Source organism: Waterburya agarophytonicola KI4 (assembly GCF_020640915.1).
GTDB classification, from domain to species: domain Bacteria; phylum Cyanobacteriota; class Cyanobacteriia; order Cyanobacteriales; family Xenococcaceae; genus Waterburya; species Waterburya agarophytonicola.
On sequence record NZ_JADWDC010000020.1, the window covers coordinates 24,804 to 41,661 of the forward strand.

Sequence of the window (16,858 nt, forward strand, 5' to 3'; positions counted from 1 at the left end):
ATTGTACGCTACATCTATCTTTTTCAGCTTGAATAAGTATTTATACTTAAAACACAAGCTATCATATCAGTATTTCAATACTTTTTATTTCAAGATTATAAAATCTTGGATGGTGACTTTCTATAACTAGCCTGTTACCTTATGATGAAGGGAAAATAAGCTGGCTCAATAATAATTAGTAGCGATTAAAACAAGAATAATTAATGGCAAGGGTGGAGAATTACACAGATAACTACTACTTCGCTTTGGGCGTGTCCCCAAATGCTGATATCAAGGAAATTAAAGCAGCTTTTCGTCGTTTAGCTCGTCAGTATCATCCTGACCTAAATCCAGACGATCCAATTTCTGCTGAGAAATTCAAGCAAATTTCTCAAGCTTATGATGTTTTATCTGACTCCACCAAACGTCGTCGCTACGATCTCCGTTCTTCTTTTAATCAAAAGCAATCGAAAACTCACCACACTAGTCGAGAGAATACTAGTCATGGGTTTAGTCCTAAGACAGCCCAGGATTTTTATCGTCGTGGTGGCTTAAGGACTCAAAACAAAGAATATCGTCAAGCGATCGAAGATTATACCCAAGCAATCAAACTCAATCCCAAATTTATTGATGCTTATCTCAAAAGATGCGAAATGCGCTATAAAATGGGGGATAATCAGGGAGTTTTAGACGATTGCTATCAAATATTTAGTATCAATCCCAAGGTAGCCAAAGCGCATTATTATCAAGGAAGAGCGCGGTACAGTTTGGGTTATACTCAGCCAGCTATTGAATCTTACGATCTGGCGATTTCTCATGATAGTAATTATCCTCAAGCTTATTATTATCGAGGAATTGCTTATAAAGAAATGTTAGTTGTTTCTTCTGCAATTGACGATTTCAATAAAGCAGCCGAGCTTTTCCGTCTTCAGAAAAATTATGAAGCCTATCGTCGTAGTCAAGAAATTATTAACGAACTAACTAAAAATAATCGAATTTCTGGCTGGTTTGATAATCTAGTTCATAATTTATTGATGACTTTAAGTCTTTCTCTATTCAATCCTGGAGGAGGTTTATTACCTGCATTTTCTCGTCTGAATAGTCAACAATCAAAACAAGTAGGGACTATTTATGGCTTATTTTCTAGCTTATGTTTTGTTTGTACCTATTTTATGGTTGGATTGCCCGCAATTATGGGAATTTGGCAGTTATTCCTCATTGGTACGATCCCCTTTGTTAGCTTGGTAGCTACGGGTAGCATTATGCGCTTTGGGCTTCACCATCGAGGACGTTTTTCTACGGATGTTTTTATTGGGGGTGTTGCAATTGTACCTCTGGCTTTGACAAGCCTGTCGATTGGATTTATTCCCTTATCTGAATTTTCTTTTACTATACCTTTAGCTCTTTTGGGTTTTGCTTATAGCGCACTCAGCCTAAACGCTGGCTATACTCAAATACTAAATATCTCCGAATCTAAAGCAGCCCTGACTGTAGCTTTGATGTTGGGAGTTAACAGTTATATTTGTCTGTCATTGATATCTGGTTTTATCTTTTACTAAAAACTGCTGATAATGTTTAATATTCGCTGAATATCATCTAATTTTCCAACAATTCTCCTAACTGGCTTGGGCAATACTCTAACTAATGTGGGAGTTACAGTTATTTGGTGGATCGCTGCTTGTTGAGGATGCTTATCGATATCTATGACTTTAAGGGTATAAGGACTATCTAAGCCTTGTTCTAACAGTTGGTGTATGCTACTTAAAATTTGTTCGGCACTAGGGCGATCGCCAGAAATAAATAGACGTAAAACATAACTACTACTATGATTATTATCACTCTCTATAAGCTCGGCGGTCTGGGATACTCGATCGGAATTGACAACAGTGCGATCGAGGCGAATGATTAAATCCCGTTGTTCCCAAAGTTGAGGAAAGTGGGTCTTATAAGTTTCAATTATCGCACGATTACAATGTTCTTCTTGCCAAGGGGCAATATGCCATGTCGTGTTTATTTCTAGATTAAATAATACTTGTAAGAGGGGAATATAACGTTCGGTGGGAGGATAAACTTCTGCAATGGTTTCTATTTGTTGAGTCTGAGGATTGAACCAACGCTCGACAGTTGCACTATATCCAGGGACTAAAAAATGGGGTGAATCGTCCAAACCCCATTTTTTTTGCAAACCCAAGCACAGATCGCTATGCCATTGAGCCTGTTTATTGGTATCTATACCGTAAATCAGATCCCCCCCAGGGGTGAATAAAGCAATAGCTTTGAAGATGTTGGGTAAAACATTTACCATTTATCATTTATCATTGACTATCTTTGCTGAAAACTCTTTTTTGCTGTATCAAGAGCAGTCTTATTTTAGACCTAAATGTTAAATGTTGAATGTTAAATGTTAAACTCTTCCTCGCAGCATCATTGCCATTTCATTAGCTGTAGGAGACATTTCCAAAGCAGTCTCTTCTGTGATTCTGCCTTCTTCATAAAGAGTGAATAATGCTTGATTGGTTGTAATCATACCGTCATATTCACCATCTTGCATCAAATTGTGAATGTCGTCATATTTACCTTGTTTGATATAGTCTTTGACAGTTTCGGTATTTACCATAATGTCATGATATGCAGCTCGTTTACCATCGGTGGTACGACACAAACCCTGAGAAATTACAGCTACTAAAGATTCGGAAATAGCAACTCGCATGGCATCTTGTTCTTCCGCACTGTAGAGGGTCAAAATCCTTTCAATGGTTTTAACGGCACTATTAGTGTGCAATGTTCCCATGACCAAGTGACCTGTTTGTGCTGCTTTAAGAGCAGTATTGACAGTTTCTTTATCCCGCATTTCCCCTACTAAGATGATATCGGGGTCTTCCCTTAAAGATGCTTTGAGGGCATTATCAAACTTGAGAGTATTGATTCCTACTTCTCTTTGTTTGATCAAAGAACGTTTACTTTGATGAACGAATTCAATCGGATCTTCAATTGTAATGATGTGTTTGGCATGTTCGTTATTGATATAATCTACCATTGCAGCCATAGTAGTAGATTTACCCGAACCTGTAGGCCCTGTTACTAGCACTAGTCCTTTGTGAGCGTCTGAAATGTCTTGAAATACAGGAGGCAACCCCAATTGTTCCATAGTAAGAATTTTTAGGGGAATGAGACGCATTACTAAGGCGGGGCCACGTAAAGTATCAAAGATATTGATCCTAACCCGAGCAAATTCGTATTGGGTAGCCCCGTCAAATTCTAGTTCTGTTTTAAACCTCGCAACCTCTTCATCAGTTAAAACTTCGTGTACCCAACTCATGAAGGTATTGAGATCGGTTTTGGGATATTCGGTCAATGCCATTTCACCGCGATCGCGCATCCTTGGTACTTCTTCGACTCCTAGATGTATATCAGAATATCCTTGATCGTACGCTTTTTTAATAATATATTCCAAAGAAGGTTGACCAGAAGAGCGTTTGGGACGAATAATTTTGGTTTCTACCTTGGTTTCTGTCTTAGTTTCTGCTTTGGTTTTAGCAACATGAGAATCTTGTGTTTTTCCAAACTTAGCATTGGATGGATTATTACTAGTTCTTCCCAAAGTTGATGGCGGAGGTGGGGGCAATGGTCGCGAACCTGTATTCTGATTCATTTTATTATTGTTATTTTGAATGTTATCTTTTCTAGATTTAGTATGCCCATTTTTTTGAAGTTTCTAACCAGCTATTTTGGAATCAAATGGCTTATCTAGTCTAGATTTGCTTGATTTATTACATATTTAATTGGCTATAATATTTTTTGTAATTAATTGTAATAAAAAACATTTTTTTGAAATTAAAAAATTACTTTGATAAAAATATTTGCCTGAAAAATGTTTAGTTTCTGATTCAGAAAACAATAGTTCAAACGCGCTATAAGCATTAATACTTAACAAATGTAATGAAAATAAATATTTGAGAGATCCAGAGTATTTAACAATACTGGTATTTTTTTGTATACATGATTAAATAATCAAAAAACCCTGTAAACAATTGGGGATCGCGATAAAAGCCGATTAAAATAAAATCCTTATCGCAGATTATTAGGGCAAATGTAAAATTATATTTAAAAAAATTGTTTTATAGATTAGAGTTTCTTATACTTAATCATAACGATATAAAAGAGCCGATCCTGCTCAAAAATATCTTTTGTTGTTGTTGTTGTTGTTGAGTCTTAAAATAATGGAATTAGTACAAAAGAATAGTTACTTAGATCTAGTCAAAAGTTTTTTAATTTGGAGTTTCACTCTTACAGTTTGCTTGCTAGTAGTTGGCTTTCCTGTAGGTGCATTAGTGGTAATGGTGGGCATTTTAGCAACAATTATTTTACAAACAGTAATTCCTGCTAGTGCTGTATTAGTAGTTACGGGAAGTATTTTTGCTTTAAATGTTGGAGTGGTTTTGGTTGGCGCAGCGATTTTAGCTTTCAAAGGAATTTATCCCGAACAAGTAAGCTGGTTGAGCTGGTTGCACGGACAAAATAATTTAGCTCATACCCCTGTATACGCTTCATGTCCTCTAACTTGTCAGTTTGAAACAAACATTTAATAAGCAAAATATAAATAAGTTGTTAGGGTTGAAAAAACATATTATTTTTCAGCCTTTTTTTTGCGAGGGTTTGATTCGATCGATTTCGCTACAAATTTGTTTACTACTCATGAATCAAAAATCAAATCCTGTCTAGGAATTAATCCTAGACAGGATTTTTATGATTAACGAACAATTACTATAATTGTTCGATGTTTAATCTTTAATGTTAGTTAGATCGATCTCTAAGATTTAGCTGCTTGACGCTCTTTGGCTTCTGCAATCACTTCTTCAGCAACGTTCTTAGGACAAGGAGAATAGTGATCGAATTCCATCGAGAATTGACCGCGACCAGAAGTCATAGTACGCAAGTCACCAATGTAACCAAACATTTCACTCAAAGGAACGTCTGCTTTGATGCGGACACCCATAGGAGTAGAGTTTTGTGACTTAATCATGCCACGACGACGGTTAAGATCGCCAATAACATCTCCCATATGATCGTCGGGAGTAAATACATCTACGTTCATAATTGGCTCAAGAATTTGCGGGCCAGCTTTAGGTAGAGTTTGACGATAGCCAGACTTAGCAGCAATCTCAAAAGCGATCGCACTAGAATCGACAGGGTGGAAAGAACCATCTTTGAGGGTTACTTTCAAATCCACACAAGGGAAACCAGCCAAAACACCCTTTTCAATACTTTGAGCAAAGCCTTTTTCAACTGCGGGCCAAAATTCACGAGGAACGTTACCACCAGTAACTTTAGACTCAAACTCAAACCCAGAACCAGGTTCGCCAGGCTCAATAGTATAATCAATTTTACCAAACTGACCAGAACCGCCAGATTGTTTTTTGTGAGTATAGCTGTCTTCAATTACCTTGGTTATGGACTCGCGATAAGCTACTTGAGGCTTACCAACTTCTACTTCAACACCGTGAGTACGCTTAAGGATATCCACCTTTATATCTAGGTGAAGTTCCCCCATACCTTTAATAATAGTTTCGCCACTATCAAAGTCTGTTTCCACATAGAAAGAAGGATCTTCTTGAACCATCTTACTAAGAGCTACACCCATTTTCTCAGAAGCACCTTTGTTCATTGGTGTTACTGCGATCGAGATTACAGGATCTGGGAAGACCATCGGCTCTAGTGTGGCAGGATTTTTGGGGTCACAAAGAGTGTGTCCTGTTTGGATGTTTTTCAAACCAACGATCGCAATAATATCTCCTGCTTGGGCGGAATCAATTTCTTCGCGAGAATCGGCGTGCATTTCTACCATCCGTCCCACACGCTCGGTTTTGCCTGTGGCAGTATCGAGGACAGATTCACCTTTATTTAAAGTACCAGAGTAGATCCGAGTAAAGGTCAATGCACCATAGCGATCGTCCATGATTTTGAATGCCAAAGCGCGGAAAGGGCCTTCAGGGTCAACAATGGCATATTTACCAGTTTCGTTACCTTCTAAGTCAACTTCAGGCTGAGGGGGAACTTCTGTAGGATTGGGTAGATAGTCAACTACTGCATCCAAGACATTCTGCACGCCTTTGTTTTTAAAGGAAGAACCACAGTAAGTAGGGAAGAAAGCCAAATCGCGAGTACCTTTGCGGATACAACCTTTGATTTCATCGATGGAAAGTTCTTCTCCTTCGAGATATTTCTCCATCAAATCATCGTCTTGTTCTACCGCAGTTTCGATTAACTGTTCCCGATATTCTGCTACTTGATCGACCATATCCGCAGGGACATCTTGGATTTCATAATTTTCTGGCAAACCAGAATCATCCCAAATCCAAGCTTTTTCAGTGAGTAGGTCGACTACCCCAACGAAATCATTTTCAACCCCGATGGGCAACACCATGATTAGAGGAGTGGCAGCCAGAATTTCTTTAACTTGTTTGCATACGCTATAAAAATCAGCACCAGTACGATCTAATTTATTGACGTAAATAATACGAGCCACTTTAGAATCGTTAGCATAACGCCAGTTAGTTTCAGACTGAGGTTCAACCCCACCCGAACCACAGAACACACCAACACCACCATCAAGTACTTTCAAGGAACGGTAAACTTCAATAGTGAAATCTACGTGACCAGGAGTATCAATGATATTTAACTGATGATCTTTCCAAAAACAGCTAGTGGCAGCAGACTGAATAGTAATACCACGCTCTTTCTCTTGATCCATGAAGTCAGTTGTTGCTTCTCCATCATGTACTTCACCGATTTTGTGACTCTTACCAGTAAGCTTGAGGATTCTTTCAGTGGTCGTTGTTTTACCAGCATCTACGTGGGCGAAGATGCCTATGTTCCGATATCGAGAAAGGTCTTTCATTTTTGTCTATAATTTTTATGATTAATACTGACCTCGCGATCGCCTAGCATACCGAAAAGGCAGCTGTTTAAGTGCTATTTTATGAGGTCATAACATGGTCAGATCTAACCACTTGGGGTTTGGATTTCAACCGCAATAATGAATTTTGTGCAGCCAAGCTAATTTCTGATGGCAGCGATGCTCATTATAATGCTAATTATTAAATAATAATAAGATATATTTACCCTGGGGTACAGCTAGAGGTTACGACAAGAGATTGCGTAATCGCCGAACTATACTCCAAGGGCGATCGCATCTTTGACTATTATTTAATTAACATTAGGGTTGAGTTGGAATCGAAAATAATGAGCCATCGAAGTTTGGCAACCAGCAGATACACTTGATTTAACCATGAAGAGAATCATCCTAAGCTACAAAATGTTTCGTTCGCTTTGTGGAAATTAGTTTGTCAATGGCTGTATCTAGATATTCATTGTCCCTTGCTTCTGATAAGAGAGGCTACTTTTCTTTACCCAAATTAGTATAGCTTATTTTTTTACAATTCAAGAAAGCTATATGCGTATTTTTGCACAATCATCAGTTACTCAATGTTAGTTGCTTCCAACTTAGCCAAACGACTAAGAAGATCTTGGTTGGTTTGTTTGAGTTTATCAATTTCTTGACGTAACTCTTTAACCGCCTTATCTGTACCTAAGTTTTTCTGTACTTTAGTTACAGCCTCTTCAGCGCGACGACGTACTCTTCCATCGGGGGTTTGGGCTGCTAACTCATTGAGGATAGTTATAGCTTGGGAGGTTTGCATCTGTTCCAATGCAACGACAACGGCTATCTGAGTTAAGAAAAAAGACTCTCCTGCGATCGCTTCCAATCTTTCCAAAATCTCCCCTAACTTTTCAGGAGTTTGACCAGTAGAAATAGTACCCAAACAGCGAATAGAAGCCAGTCTCAAGGCTTGAGGAATACCTAACTTAGTGTATTCCATAATCAGATCCGCAGCATCAGCTGATGTCTTCATTTTACTCAATCCTGCGATCGCGCCACCACGCACTACTTCATTCCAACCCTGTCTTTGTTCTAAAATTGTTTTAAGTAAAGCGATCGCTTCTTTTTGTTTGGTTTTAAGATTACCCGATACCATTCCCCCAATACTTCTGGCAGCAGCAGCCTCTGTATAGTAACTGGAATCTCCTTGTTGGAGAGCATCAGCAATAGTATCGTAGGTAAGAGGATGTTTGAAATTACTCAAAGCAGTAATGACTGCACATCGCACTCTTGCATCTCGATCTTTTAAGCCTTCGGTTAAAGCAGCAGCAGCTTGATTAAGCTTGATATTGCCCAGCTTTTTAGCTACTTCTACTCGTACTCCCCAAAACGAATCTTCCGTTAAAGAATTAGCTAGAGATTTAACCACTTCTAGTCCACCTTTTTTGCTTAAAGCACCAGCAGCATAGATTCTAGAAACAGGATCTCGGTCGTGTTGTAATTGTTTTTTAAGTTCCGCAACGGGGTATTTTAGACTTACGGTTTTAAGGAAATTATTGTTGACATCAAAGCTAACAAAACTAGGTTTCTTTTCCAGAGGGAAATAAAAACTTTGTTCTGCTTGATGGATGCGAAGGGTAAAAGTTTTATATTCAGGTTGAGGAGAATTTTTTGTAATGTAGCCAAACCCTACAGGAATTTTCAGATCGAATAACTCTTTACTCTCACTATTTTTTTTCGCTTGCTTTTGGGTAACGGTTAACTTCGCCAGCTTACTATCCCCATCCCAAGAATATCCCACTTGATAGTCAGGATGACCGCCACGAAAGACATATTGATCGAACAAAAACATCAAATTGTAACCAGTTGCTTTATCGATCGCCCGCAATAAGTCTACCGTTTCTACTGTCTTGTGGGCATTGTCCCGTACAAAGGTTTGAATCGCCTTATCAAAAAGATCGTCTCCTAGTATTGCCCTAATCATATGATAGACACAAGCACCCTTTTCATAAAGATGTCTGTCATATAATTCGATCGCTTCGCGGTAGACATTAGTAACTATAGGACGACGATAGCGAGTACTATCTTCAGCGATATAACTGCGGGCTTCGTTTAATAGATAATAAGCAGCATCATCTTGACCATATTCCTCTTCCGTCCAAAATACTTCTGCATAGGAAGCCATACCCTCTTTAATCCAGGCGTGGGACCAATGTTTAATTACTACCAAGTCACCAAACCACTGATGAGCCAGTTCGTGCAATACTAAACTCTCAGTCCTCATATTATCCGCTGCTGCCCGTTCGTCCAACAAACAACGATCTGTTAACAGGGTAGTAGAAGTATTTTCCATCCCGCCAAAGATAAAGTCATCAACGCATACCTGGGCGTATTTAGGATAGGGATACTCATAACCATACTTCTGGGATAAAAACTCAACCATGCGGGGAGTCTTACCCATGCTGCGCTTTCCGTCTTCCTCCCTTCCTTTCTCCACATAGTAAGTGATAGGTTTTCCTCGCCACTCGTCGGCTATTTCGGCAAAATCTCCCACTGCTAGAGTCATCAGGTAAGTAGGATGTACTTGCTGTTGCGACCAATGATAAATAACTCCATTATCCACCTCTTCTTTATTAATCAATTCCCCGTTGGAAATCGCCCTAAAGCCTACTGGTACTTGTACTCGTATTTCTGAAGTAGCCAATTGACCAGGATAATCAAAACAAGGAAACCAAAAACGAGAATCTTCATCTTCTCCCTGAGTCCATACCTGAGTTGGCTTGCTGGGATAGTCTTCGTCTGGAGTAATAAAATATAGTCCTCGTTGGGGACGATCCACAGAATAGGCAATCTCTACTTTAATTGCTGCATCAGTAGTAGGCTGCTGTAAATAAATTTCTACTTCTTCCCCATCATAATCAAACTCTTGACTTATACCATCAATTAACACTGACTCAATAGTCAAATCCACCCCATCCATAGTTAAATGAGTAATACCAGGACGCACGGGGGTAATAGTCGTAGTACAAGTCCCTTTAAAACTTTGATTGGGAATATCAAGAATTAGATCGAGAAAAATATGGTCAACCTGTCCAGGGCGATCTGGGTTGTAGTGGGGTTTTGCACCTGGAAGTTCAAAAGACCTAGTTTTTTCTTCTGCATCGAAATAGAAATGAGACATAAACTGATGAGATAATTGCAATATACCGTTATTGATTAGAATATCTAATCCTGCAAAATTAAGCCAAAGCGATCGCTAGATTAACAAGAATTCCGAACAATTATTAATCAACACTTTGGTTTATATACTTCATGCTTTTAATAAACTTTGCTAATTTTTGTTAGTTCCCGTTCCCTGTTCTTTATTGGTTTTATTATTGCTATATTGCTGGGAAACTAAAGCCTTCAATAAATAAAGTAAATGACCTTCCAATTGGGGAGGAAGCTTAATAGGCAATCCTTCAGGAGCAATATTAATATCTCTTTGAGGAAAGGGAATATCTATTTGCTGTTCGCGAAAAATTTCTTCAATCCGAAAACAAAGATCGCTTTTAAGGGGTGCTTGACGACTAGGATCGGATGTCCAAACCAATAATTCAAAATCAAGAGAACTATCCCCAAATGCTGTAAAAAATACTTGGGGTGGCGGATTGCGCAAGACTTCTAAATGTTCTTCTGCTGCTTGAATCAACGCAGATTTAACTTTAGCCACATCCGAACCATAAGCGACTCCAATGGGAAGGTGTAAACGAGAAACACTTCGACGATGATTCCAGTTGATTACTTCCTCGCTGAGAAATCGAGAATTCGGGACGATAATCGAAATTCGATCTAAAGTTTTTAAAACAATACTGCGGGTGCGGACTTCTTCTACTACCCCTAAATGATCTCCCACCTGGATAAAATCACCCACCTGTACCGAACGTTCAAACAGCAAAACAATCCCACTGGCAAAGTTGCGGGCAATATCTTGTAAACCAAAACCAATACCCACACCCAAAGCACTACCGATCAATGCCAGAGAGCTAAGATTTAAGCCATATGCTTGAAGCAAAATTATGGTCGCCAAGGCAATCAACCCATATTTGGTCACAATCGAGATGATTTCTTGCGAACCCCTGGTCATTCTGGTAACTTGTAAAATCTTGGTACGCAGTAAATTGGCTATGTAACTACTGGCAATAATGGCTGCAATCAACAAACCAACAAAAAGTAGTAGTTCGATAATTGAAAAATCATCCCCGCCAAAGTTCAACACTGACTTATTGAAGGAGAGAGCTACTATGCTATAAAGCAGATATAACCAATGTCTCGTCCAGGGAAAGAGGCGAAAAATAATAAAAATTGTGACTGCCCAGAGAATAAATTGGGCAAAACCCAGCTTGAGCCTGAATAAAGTAGTCAAGTTAGAAGGTTGAGAAGTAGTATTGCTAGGCAATCCAGGGATCACTCTTTGAATTGCTCGTCTAAAGGGATAGGTTTGTAGCTGATCTAAAAGTCTCGTTCCCAATAGTGCCAAAATTAATAACCCGACGGTAATAATCCCCTGACGCTGAATATATGCCGAACTTCTTTCTCGTTTTCCTCTAGCGATCGCTTGTTCTATTTCTTGTTTGAGATCCACCGCCGTTTCGCGGTTCGACTTTTTGCCGATAGTATCTTCTTGAGTAACAGTAAACAAATAGCGTCGGTCTTGAGTAGTAATTGACTCTGGTGATTCTTCTAAATCTTGTTGAGATGGTTTATCAAATTCTAAATATAATACTGGAAGTCGATCTTTTTCTTTAATAGTCACTCCAGTAAAGTTGTCACTTTTAATAGCATCGAGCAATTCCTTCTTGATTAAATCAACTCTTTCTCCTGCGGTATTACCATCAACTTTACTCACTGATAATATATTTCTGCCATCAATAACTAAAGGAGCTTTGGGAATACTTGGGTCCGTATAAATATTCAAATCCTCAAACTTGACATCATAAGTAAAAGGATTAAAATCTGATTGAGTCAGTCCTGGGCTAATATTTAAAACCAAAATCATGGCAGTCGTGATTGCTGCCAAAGTTACCTGAGAAAGTTTTTTCCACCACATTGTATCTATATATATTTATATATTACTTACCAATTAGTTTTGTCTGTCTGTTTGCTTACTATCTGTCTTTAATTTCCAATATCAACTTTTCTCCTTGTCTTGATAATGTACTCTAGTTCCTGCCCACTGTAGTTTTTCTCGAAGAGTTTCATAAAATGAATAACTTTTGCGTAAAATTATAAAGTGAGCCTGACAATTAGCCATGGCGATCGACACTCTTTGCCCAGGCCAAATTGTTGTCCCCAAAGCTCCATCTGTCCAGAGTTTGGTATTAATTTCATAATCCCTAATTGGACGAACGCCAACTGTACTACCAGGAGGCAAGACCAACGGACGACCAGAAAGACTTAAAGGACATATTGGCGTAATTGCGATCGCCCACATACTAGGGTGTAAAATTGGACCGTTAGCCGAAACAGTATACCCCGTAGATCCTGTAGGAGTTGAAACGATTAAACCATCTCCACTATACTGATCTACTACCTGTCCATCTGCTTCTAATTCTAAAATAGAGGTAGGCATGCGATCTATACTGGCAGGCTTGATACACATTTCATTAAGGCAATAAAACTTCTCCCCTACTGCTGTTAATTCAATGCCTTCTCCTTCATACAACTGTGCCTGTAGCATCATCCGCTTTTGTACGGCATAGCGATCTGTGCTCAAACGCTCCCAAATTGCTTCTGTATCTTGAAATAATTCAAAGGGCTCGGTCAAAAAACCTAAATGTCCCCCCACGTTTACCGCCAAAATTGGGATGCCCTCAGGGGCTAAATTTCTCGATGCAGCTAAGATTGTGCCATCGCCTCCCAAGATTACTGCCAAGTCTATTTTGACCGAGGAAGAAGCTAAAAAGACGGGATAAGGATTATCTTTGATGCCACTAGGCCCCATTAAAACATTGCAGTTACGAGCTTCTAACTCTTTAACACATTTTTCTGCCCATTGCTTGCTAGTCTTATCTCCTGCTTTGTAGGCTACGATCGCACGTTTTAATTCCACTATGTTTCTAAGATAGATAATATTAATTAACTCAAGGACACGAATAGCGAATCAATTCCCTACCTCAATCTGTCCGTTTTTTTATACTACAAAAACATTGCAAAGTCTTCTGTTAAAAATTTATGGTTTTTTGTAATCCAATATTAATTTTCACTCTATACTCTTATCATTTTTTCAAATATGAGTTAAAATTCGCCCAACGACTTCCTGTAAAAATGGAGATTATTATATGTCTGCTCTACGCAAACCCGATCTAGAAACCCAATATTACTCTCCACAAACCCAGTTTAAGCCACAAAAAAAATACCATCGCCAACTAACTAATTTACCCCAAAAACAAGTTAGAAAAGTAGTTAAGAGTCGCAATTTCCCCCAACAAAGTAAACTACCTCAAAAATTAAGATTACTTTCATTATTACAAAAGGGCTCTTTTGGTTTGGCTTTAGTTTCGATGGCTGCAAGTATCGGATTATATGCCTCTACAGTTAAAATTCCCGAACTTTGGAGTCAGGAATATCGCAATCTCGAAGACCTACAAAGTCAAGAAAGAGAATTGATTGCAATCAACGAAAAAATTAAGTATCAAATCGCCCACGATGCCAGCGAAGATAATCGCTTATCTATTTCTAAACCAGAATCTGCTGTATTTATTCCTCCTGCCAAAGTAAATCTAAAAAGTGGTTTAAAAACAATATCCCACAATCAAGAAGTAGCTGAAATTCCATACAACAACTTGGGTTATTAATTAATACTAGATCGACGACTTATAACTCAATTATGACTAAATCTAGATTTAAACTTCCTTTGAGATCGAATAATACTAAAAAAAAACCTAAAGGTACTAGATTTCATCCCCGACCATTTGTCGAACAACGTCGATTATCTAATAATCAAAAAAATAAATCCCAGGCACATTTATTATTGCGGCTGTTTTTGGTTTGGGGAGTTTTAGTAATTGGTACAGTGGGACTGGCTGCAAGGCTCTATTATCTCCAAATTGTTAATCCTATAATTTTTTACGAACAAGCTCCCGATGGCAAAAGATTAACTCAAATAGCCCAAGATCAACAAACTACTAAACTAAGTTTTTATATTCCCCGTCGTCAAATTGTAGATCGCGATCGCAATGTTTTGGCAACGGATAGAATTACCTATACTTTATACGTTCATCCCCATTTATTTAAGAGAAACTCCGAACCAGTACCCGCCGAAGAAATTGCCGAACAACTGTCAGATATTTTAGGCAACAAAACTCCCCAGGAGTTTCTGGCAATTTTCCAAAAACAAGATTGGGGAATTCGCTTGGCAGAAGATTTACCCGAATCAGTCAAAGAAAAAATTGCTGCTTTACAGATTGATGGCTTAGATCTCAAGCAAAACTACTCTCGCTTTTATCCCCATCGAGAAATGGCAGCAGAAGTAACGGGTTATGTCAATTTAGATAGCAGTCGCACCCCCCAAGCGGGAATAGAATATACTCAAAACAAATTATTAGAGCGCGATCCCATTAGCTGGAAAATGAAGCGCAGCTTTAGCAACAACAAAGCCGTATTTCATCCAGGGGATTTAGAGCGATCGCAACAACTATTTAATTTTGATGATCTGCGCTTGCAACTAACTATCGACTTGCGTTTGCAGCAAATTGCCCGCAATGCTTTAAAAAAGCAGATGAAAGAATACGATGCTAAACGAGGTACGGTAATTGTGATGGATGTCCGCGATGGCGCGATCGCAGCTTTAGTATCCGAACCTACTTACGATCCCAATACTTATTATAAGTATGAAGATTTTAGCGTCTTTAAAAATTGGGCTGTTACCGATCTATACGAACCAGGATCTACTTTTAAACCAATTAATATCGCCCTGGCTTTGGATGCGGGGGTGATTTCTCCCCAGGATACATTTAACGATACGGGAGAAATAAAAATTAAGGATGCCGTCGTACGCAATCATGACTTCGAGAAAAAGGGCGCGCGGGGAGAATTAACTCTATCCCAAATTCTGCAATATTCTAGTAATGTGGGGATGATTAAGGTGATGCGTCGCATCGAACCTCTAGACTATTATCGAGATCTCCAAAAATTAGGTATCGAAGATAAAGTCGAGTTTGATATTCCTGGGTACACCACGGGTAGACTCAAAAACGAAGTTGAATTCACCGTTAGAGAAATCGAACCCGCTACCACTGCTTTTGGGCAAGGATTTTCATTAACTCCCCTCAAATTAATTCAAATTCATGCTGCATTAGCCAATGAAGGAAAACTGATTACACCCCACGTAGTTAGAGGTTTGTCCGACTACAAAGGTTATCTTCACTATTCTCAACCACCCAACACCAAACAAGTCTTTTCTCCCAAAACAGCAAAAACTGTTTTAGAAATGATGGAAAAAGTCGTTGAAGACGGTAGCGGTTATGCAGCTAAAATTCCAGGCTACCGCATTGCAGGAAAAACGGGGACTTCCCAAAAAGCGATTACCCAAGGTGGTTATGATGAAACTGCCAAAATTACTAGCTTTGTCGGTATATTTCCTGTAGAAGCCCCCCGCTATGCAGTATTAGCGGTAGTGGACGAACCCCACGGAGAATATACCTATGGCTCTACTGTAGCTGCGCCGATAGTCGGTTCGGTAATTCAAGGAATAATTAATATTGAAGGCATTCCTCCTAGTACCGATATTTCCCAAAAATAAGAACTTAAATTTTTAACAAGATATTTTTAACAAGATATAATTAATTTTTGATTTGCCACAAGAAAATAATGAACAAAATGAATAATAAACTACTGACTGTTTTAGGTTGTTCTAGTTCTATTGCATTGTCCATATTAGGGGCTGATGCTGTCAATGCCAAAGAGTATGTTTTTACCGCCCCAGAATTGGATCGAGAGATAAGTCAAATTCCTCAAAGAGAAACAGATTATCCTTTTGCTGATTGTAGCTGCGATGAATACGACGCTGAAACCGCAGCGGAATTAGATCGAGAAGGAGATAAAGCGATCTCTCTTTATGGTTGTGATTGCGCTGGCTGCAGAAATCTCGTACGCAATAATAGTTCGGAAACTCAACCACAAAGTTAGTTAATTGTTGGTCATAAATAAGGGTTTTGGGAGTATGAAAGAGATTATCTAGTTGAAACGAAGAGATTTATTAAAATATTTGTCAATAGAAACGATCGCTTTAAATATATTGCCAACCAAAAATGTGCGACCTAGTATTTGGAGCTATCAAGGAGATACGGGTTCGTCTTTCTGGGGAGAATTAGATCCAGAATTTGCTACTTGCAAGGTAGGAAAAGCGCAGTCACCGATTAATTTGCCGTCTTCTGTTAGTTCTAGTTTTGGCAGTCTAGAATTAAGCTATAAAGATACACCGCTAACTATTGTTAATAACCATCGCACCATCCGAGTTGATTATCAGCCAGGAAGCAATCTAACTCTTGACGGTCAAATATACGAGTTGTTGCAATTTCATTTTCATCAACCCAGCGAACATTTAGTTTGGGGACAAACTTTTGAAATGGAAGCTCACTTTGTCCATCAAAACCAGATTACAGGAGAGTTTGTAGTTTTGGCGGTGCTAATGTCAAAAGGTGAAATGAATCGGGCTTTAGATACCGTTTGGCAAAAAATACCTGTTCAAAGCGATCGCCCCCCAGAGACATCGGATATATTAATTAACGCCCTTGATTTACTGCCTGAAAACATCGATCGCTACTATCGCTATCGGGGTTCTTTAACTACTCCTCCCTGTTCGGAAATTGTTACCTGGCTGGTATTAAAGCAACCAATAGAAGTATCCCAACTACAAATAGAACGCTTTTTGTCAGTTATCGGTACTAATGCCAGACCAGTACAAGCTTTGAATAATAGAATATTATCCGAATCAAAATAAGACTATATTAAAAGAAA

At 38.8% G+C, this 16,858-nt stretch carries 12 protein-coding genes; 6 read left to right on the top strand and 6 right to left on the bottom strand.

From position 1 onward, the window contains the following. Positions 1–212: 212 nt before the first annotated feature. On the top strand, positions 213–1,538 hold the full coding sequence (locus tag I4641_RS10025) for a J domain-containing protein (RefSeq protein ID WP_369426758.1): 1,326 nt from the start codon (positions 213–215) through the stop codon (positions 1,536–1,538). Here I4641_RS10025 and I4641_RS10030 read toward each other — a convergent pair. Together I4641_RS10030 and I4641_RS10035 are read right to left on the bottom strand one after the other, a co-directional pair. Next, positions 1,535–2,284, bottom strand: coding sequence for a circadian clock KaiB family protein (locus I4641_RS10030; RefSeq protein ID WP_229640378.1), 750 nt, complete (start codon positions 2,282–2,284; stop codon positions 1,535–1,537). The two genes, I4641_RS10025 and I4641_RS10030, sit on opposite strands and share 4 nt — an antisense overlap. Positions 2,285–2,383: 99 nt before the next feature. Then, positions 2,384–3,631 (bottom strand): type IV pilus twitching motility protein PilT, encoded by a 1,248-nt coding sequence (locus tag I4641_RS10035; RefSeq protein WP_229640379.1) that lies wholly within the window; start codon positions 3,629–3,631, stop codon positions 2,384–2,386. Positions 3,632–4,199: 568 nt separating this feature from the next. On the opposite strand from I4641_RS10035, the gene I4641_RS10040 reads away from it, so the two are divergent. Next, positions 4,200–4,565 carry a hypothetical protein gene (locus tag I4641_RS10040; protein ID WP_229640380.1) on the top strand — a complete coding sequence of 122 codons (366 nt, stop codon included), beginning with the start codon at positions 4,200–4,202 and terminating at the stop codon, positions 4,563–4,565. A gap of 224 nt (positions 4,566–4,789) precedes the next feature. Here I4641_RS10040 and fusA read toward each other — a convergent pair whose 3' ends face one another. From fusA to I4641_RS10060, 4 genes are all read right to left on the bottom strand, one after another. Then, positions 4,790–6,877, bottom strand: a complete 2,088-nt coding sequence (fusA, locus tag I4641_RS10045; RefSeq protein WP_229640381.1) for an elongation factor G — start codon at positions 6,875–6,877, stop codon at positions 4,790–4,792. Between the two features lie 580 nt (positions 6,878–7,457). Then, positions 7,458–10,040: a M1 family metallopeptidase gene (locus tag I4641_RS10050; RefSeq protein WP_229640382.1), complete on the bottom strand. Its 2,583-nt coding sequence runs from the start codon at positions 10,038–10,040 to the stop codon at positions 7,458–7,460. Between the two features lie 150 nt (positions 10,041–10,190). Then, entirely contained in the window at positions 10,191–11,948 is a 1,758-nt protein-coding gene (locus tag I4641_RS10055) for a mechanosensitive ion channel family protein (RefSeq protein ID WP_229640383.1), read from the bottom strand. An 81-nt stretch (positions 11,949–12,029) separates the two neighbouring features. Then, positions 12,030–12,950, bottom strand: coding sequence for an NAD(+) kinase (locus tag I4641_RS10060; RefSeq protein ID WP_229640384.1), 921 nt, complete (start codon positions 12,948–12,950; stop codon positions 12,030–12,032). Positions 12,951–13,179: 229 nt separating this feature from the next. On the opposite strand from I4641_RS10060, the gene I4641_RS10065 reads away from it, so the two are divergent. The 4 genes from I4641_RS10065 (at position 13,180) to I4641_RS10080 (ending at position 16,841) form a co-directional block, all read left to right on the top strand. Next, positions 13,180–13,695: a hypothetical protein gene (locus I4641_RS10065; protein WP_229640385.1), complete on the top strand. Its 516-nt coding sequence runs from the start codon at positions 13,180–13,182 to the stop codon at positions 13,693–13,695. A gap of 32 nt (positions 13,696–13,727) precedes the next feature. Continuing rightward, a complete protein-coding gene (locus I4641_RS10070) occupies positions 13,728–15,641 on the top strand; it encodes a peptidoglycan D,D-transpeptidase FtsI family protein (RefSeq protein WP_229640386.1) in 1,914 nt (637 codons plus the stop codon). Between the two features lie 77 nt (positions 15,642–15,718). Then, on the top strand, positions 15,719–16,027 hold the full coding sequence (locus I4641_RS10075) for a hypothetical protein (RefSeq protein ID WP_229640387.1): 309 nt from the start codon (positions 15,719–15,721) through the stop codon (positions 16,025–16,027). A gap of 124 nt (positions 16,028–16,151) precedes the next feature. Beyond that, the gene (locus I4641_RS10080; RefSeq protein WP_229640388.1) at positions 16,152–16,841 is read left to right on the top strand and encodes a carbonic anhydrase; all 690 of its coding nucleotides are present in this window, start codon (positions 16,152–16,154) and stop codon (positions 16,839–16,841) included. Positions 16,842–16,858 lie beyond the last annotated feature (17 nt).

Bases quoted from the DNA above. Each gene is read 5' to 3' on its own strand.
- I4641_RS10030 (WP_229640378.1), bottom strand. From the start codon at position 2,284: ATGGTAAATGTTTTACCCAACATCTTCAAAGCTATTGCTTTATTCACC.
- I4641_RS10035 (WP_229640379.1), bottom strand. From the start codon at position 3,631: ATGAATCAGAATACAGGTTCGCGACCATTGCCCCCACCTCCGCCATCA.
- I4641_RS10040 (WP_229640380.1), top strand. From the start codon at position 4,200: ATGGAATTAGTACAAAAGAATAGTTACTTAGATCTAGTCAAAAGTTTT.
- fusA (WP_229640381.1), bottom strand. From the start codon at position 6,877: ATGAAAGACCTTTCTCGATATCGGAACATAGGCATCTTCGCCCACGTA.
- I4641_RS10050 (WP_229640382.1), bottom strand. From the start codon at position 10,040: ATGTCTCATTTCTATTTCGATGCAGAAGAAAAAACTAGGTCTTTTGAA.
- I4641_RS10055 (WP_229640383.1), bottom strand. From the start codon at position 11,948: ATGTGGTGGAAAAAACTTTCTCAGGTAACTTTGGCAGCAATCACGACT.
- I4641_RS10065 (WP_229640385.1), top strand. From the start codon at position 13,180: ATGTCTGCTCTACGCAAACCCGATCTAGAAACCCAATATTACTCTCCA.
- I4641_RS10070 (WP_229640386.1), top strand. From the start codon at position 13,728: ATGACTAAATCTAGATTTAAACTTCCTTTGAGATCGAATAATACTAAA.
- I4641_RS10075 (WP_229640387.1), top strand. From the start codon at position 15,719: ATGAATAATAAACTACTGACTGTTTTAGGTTGTTCTAGTTCTATTGCA.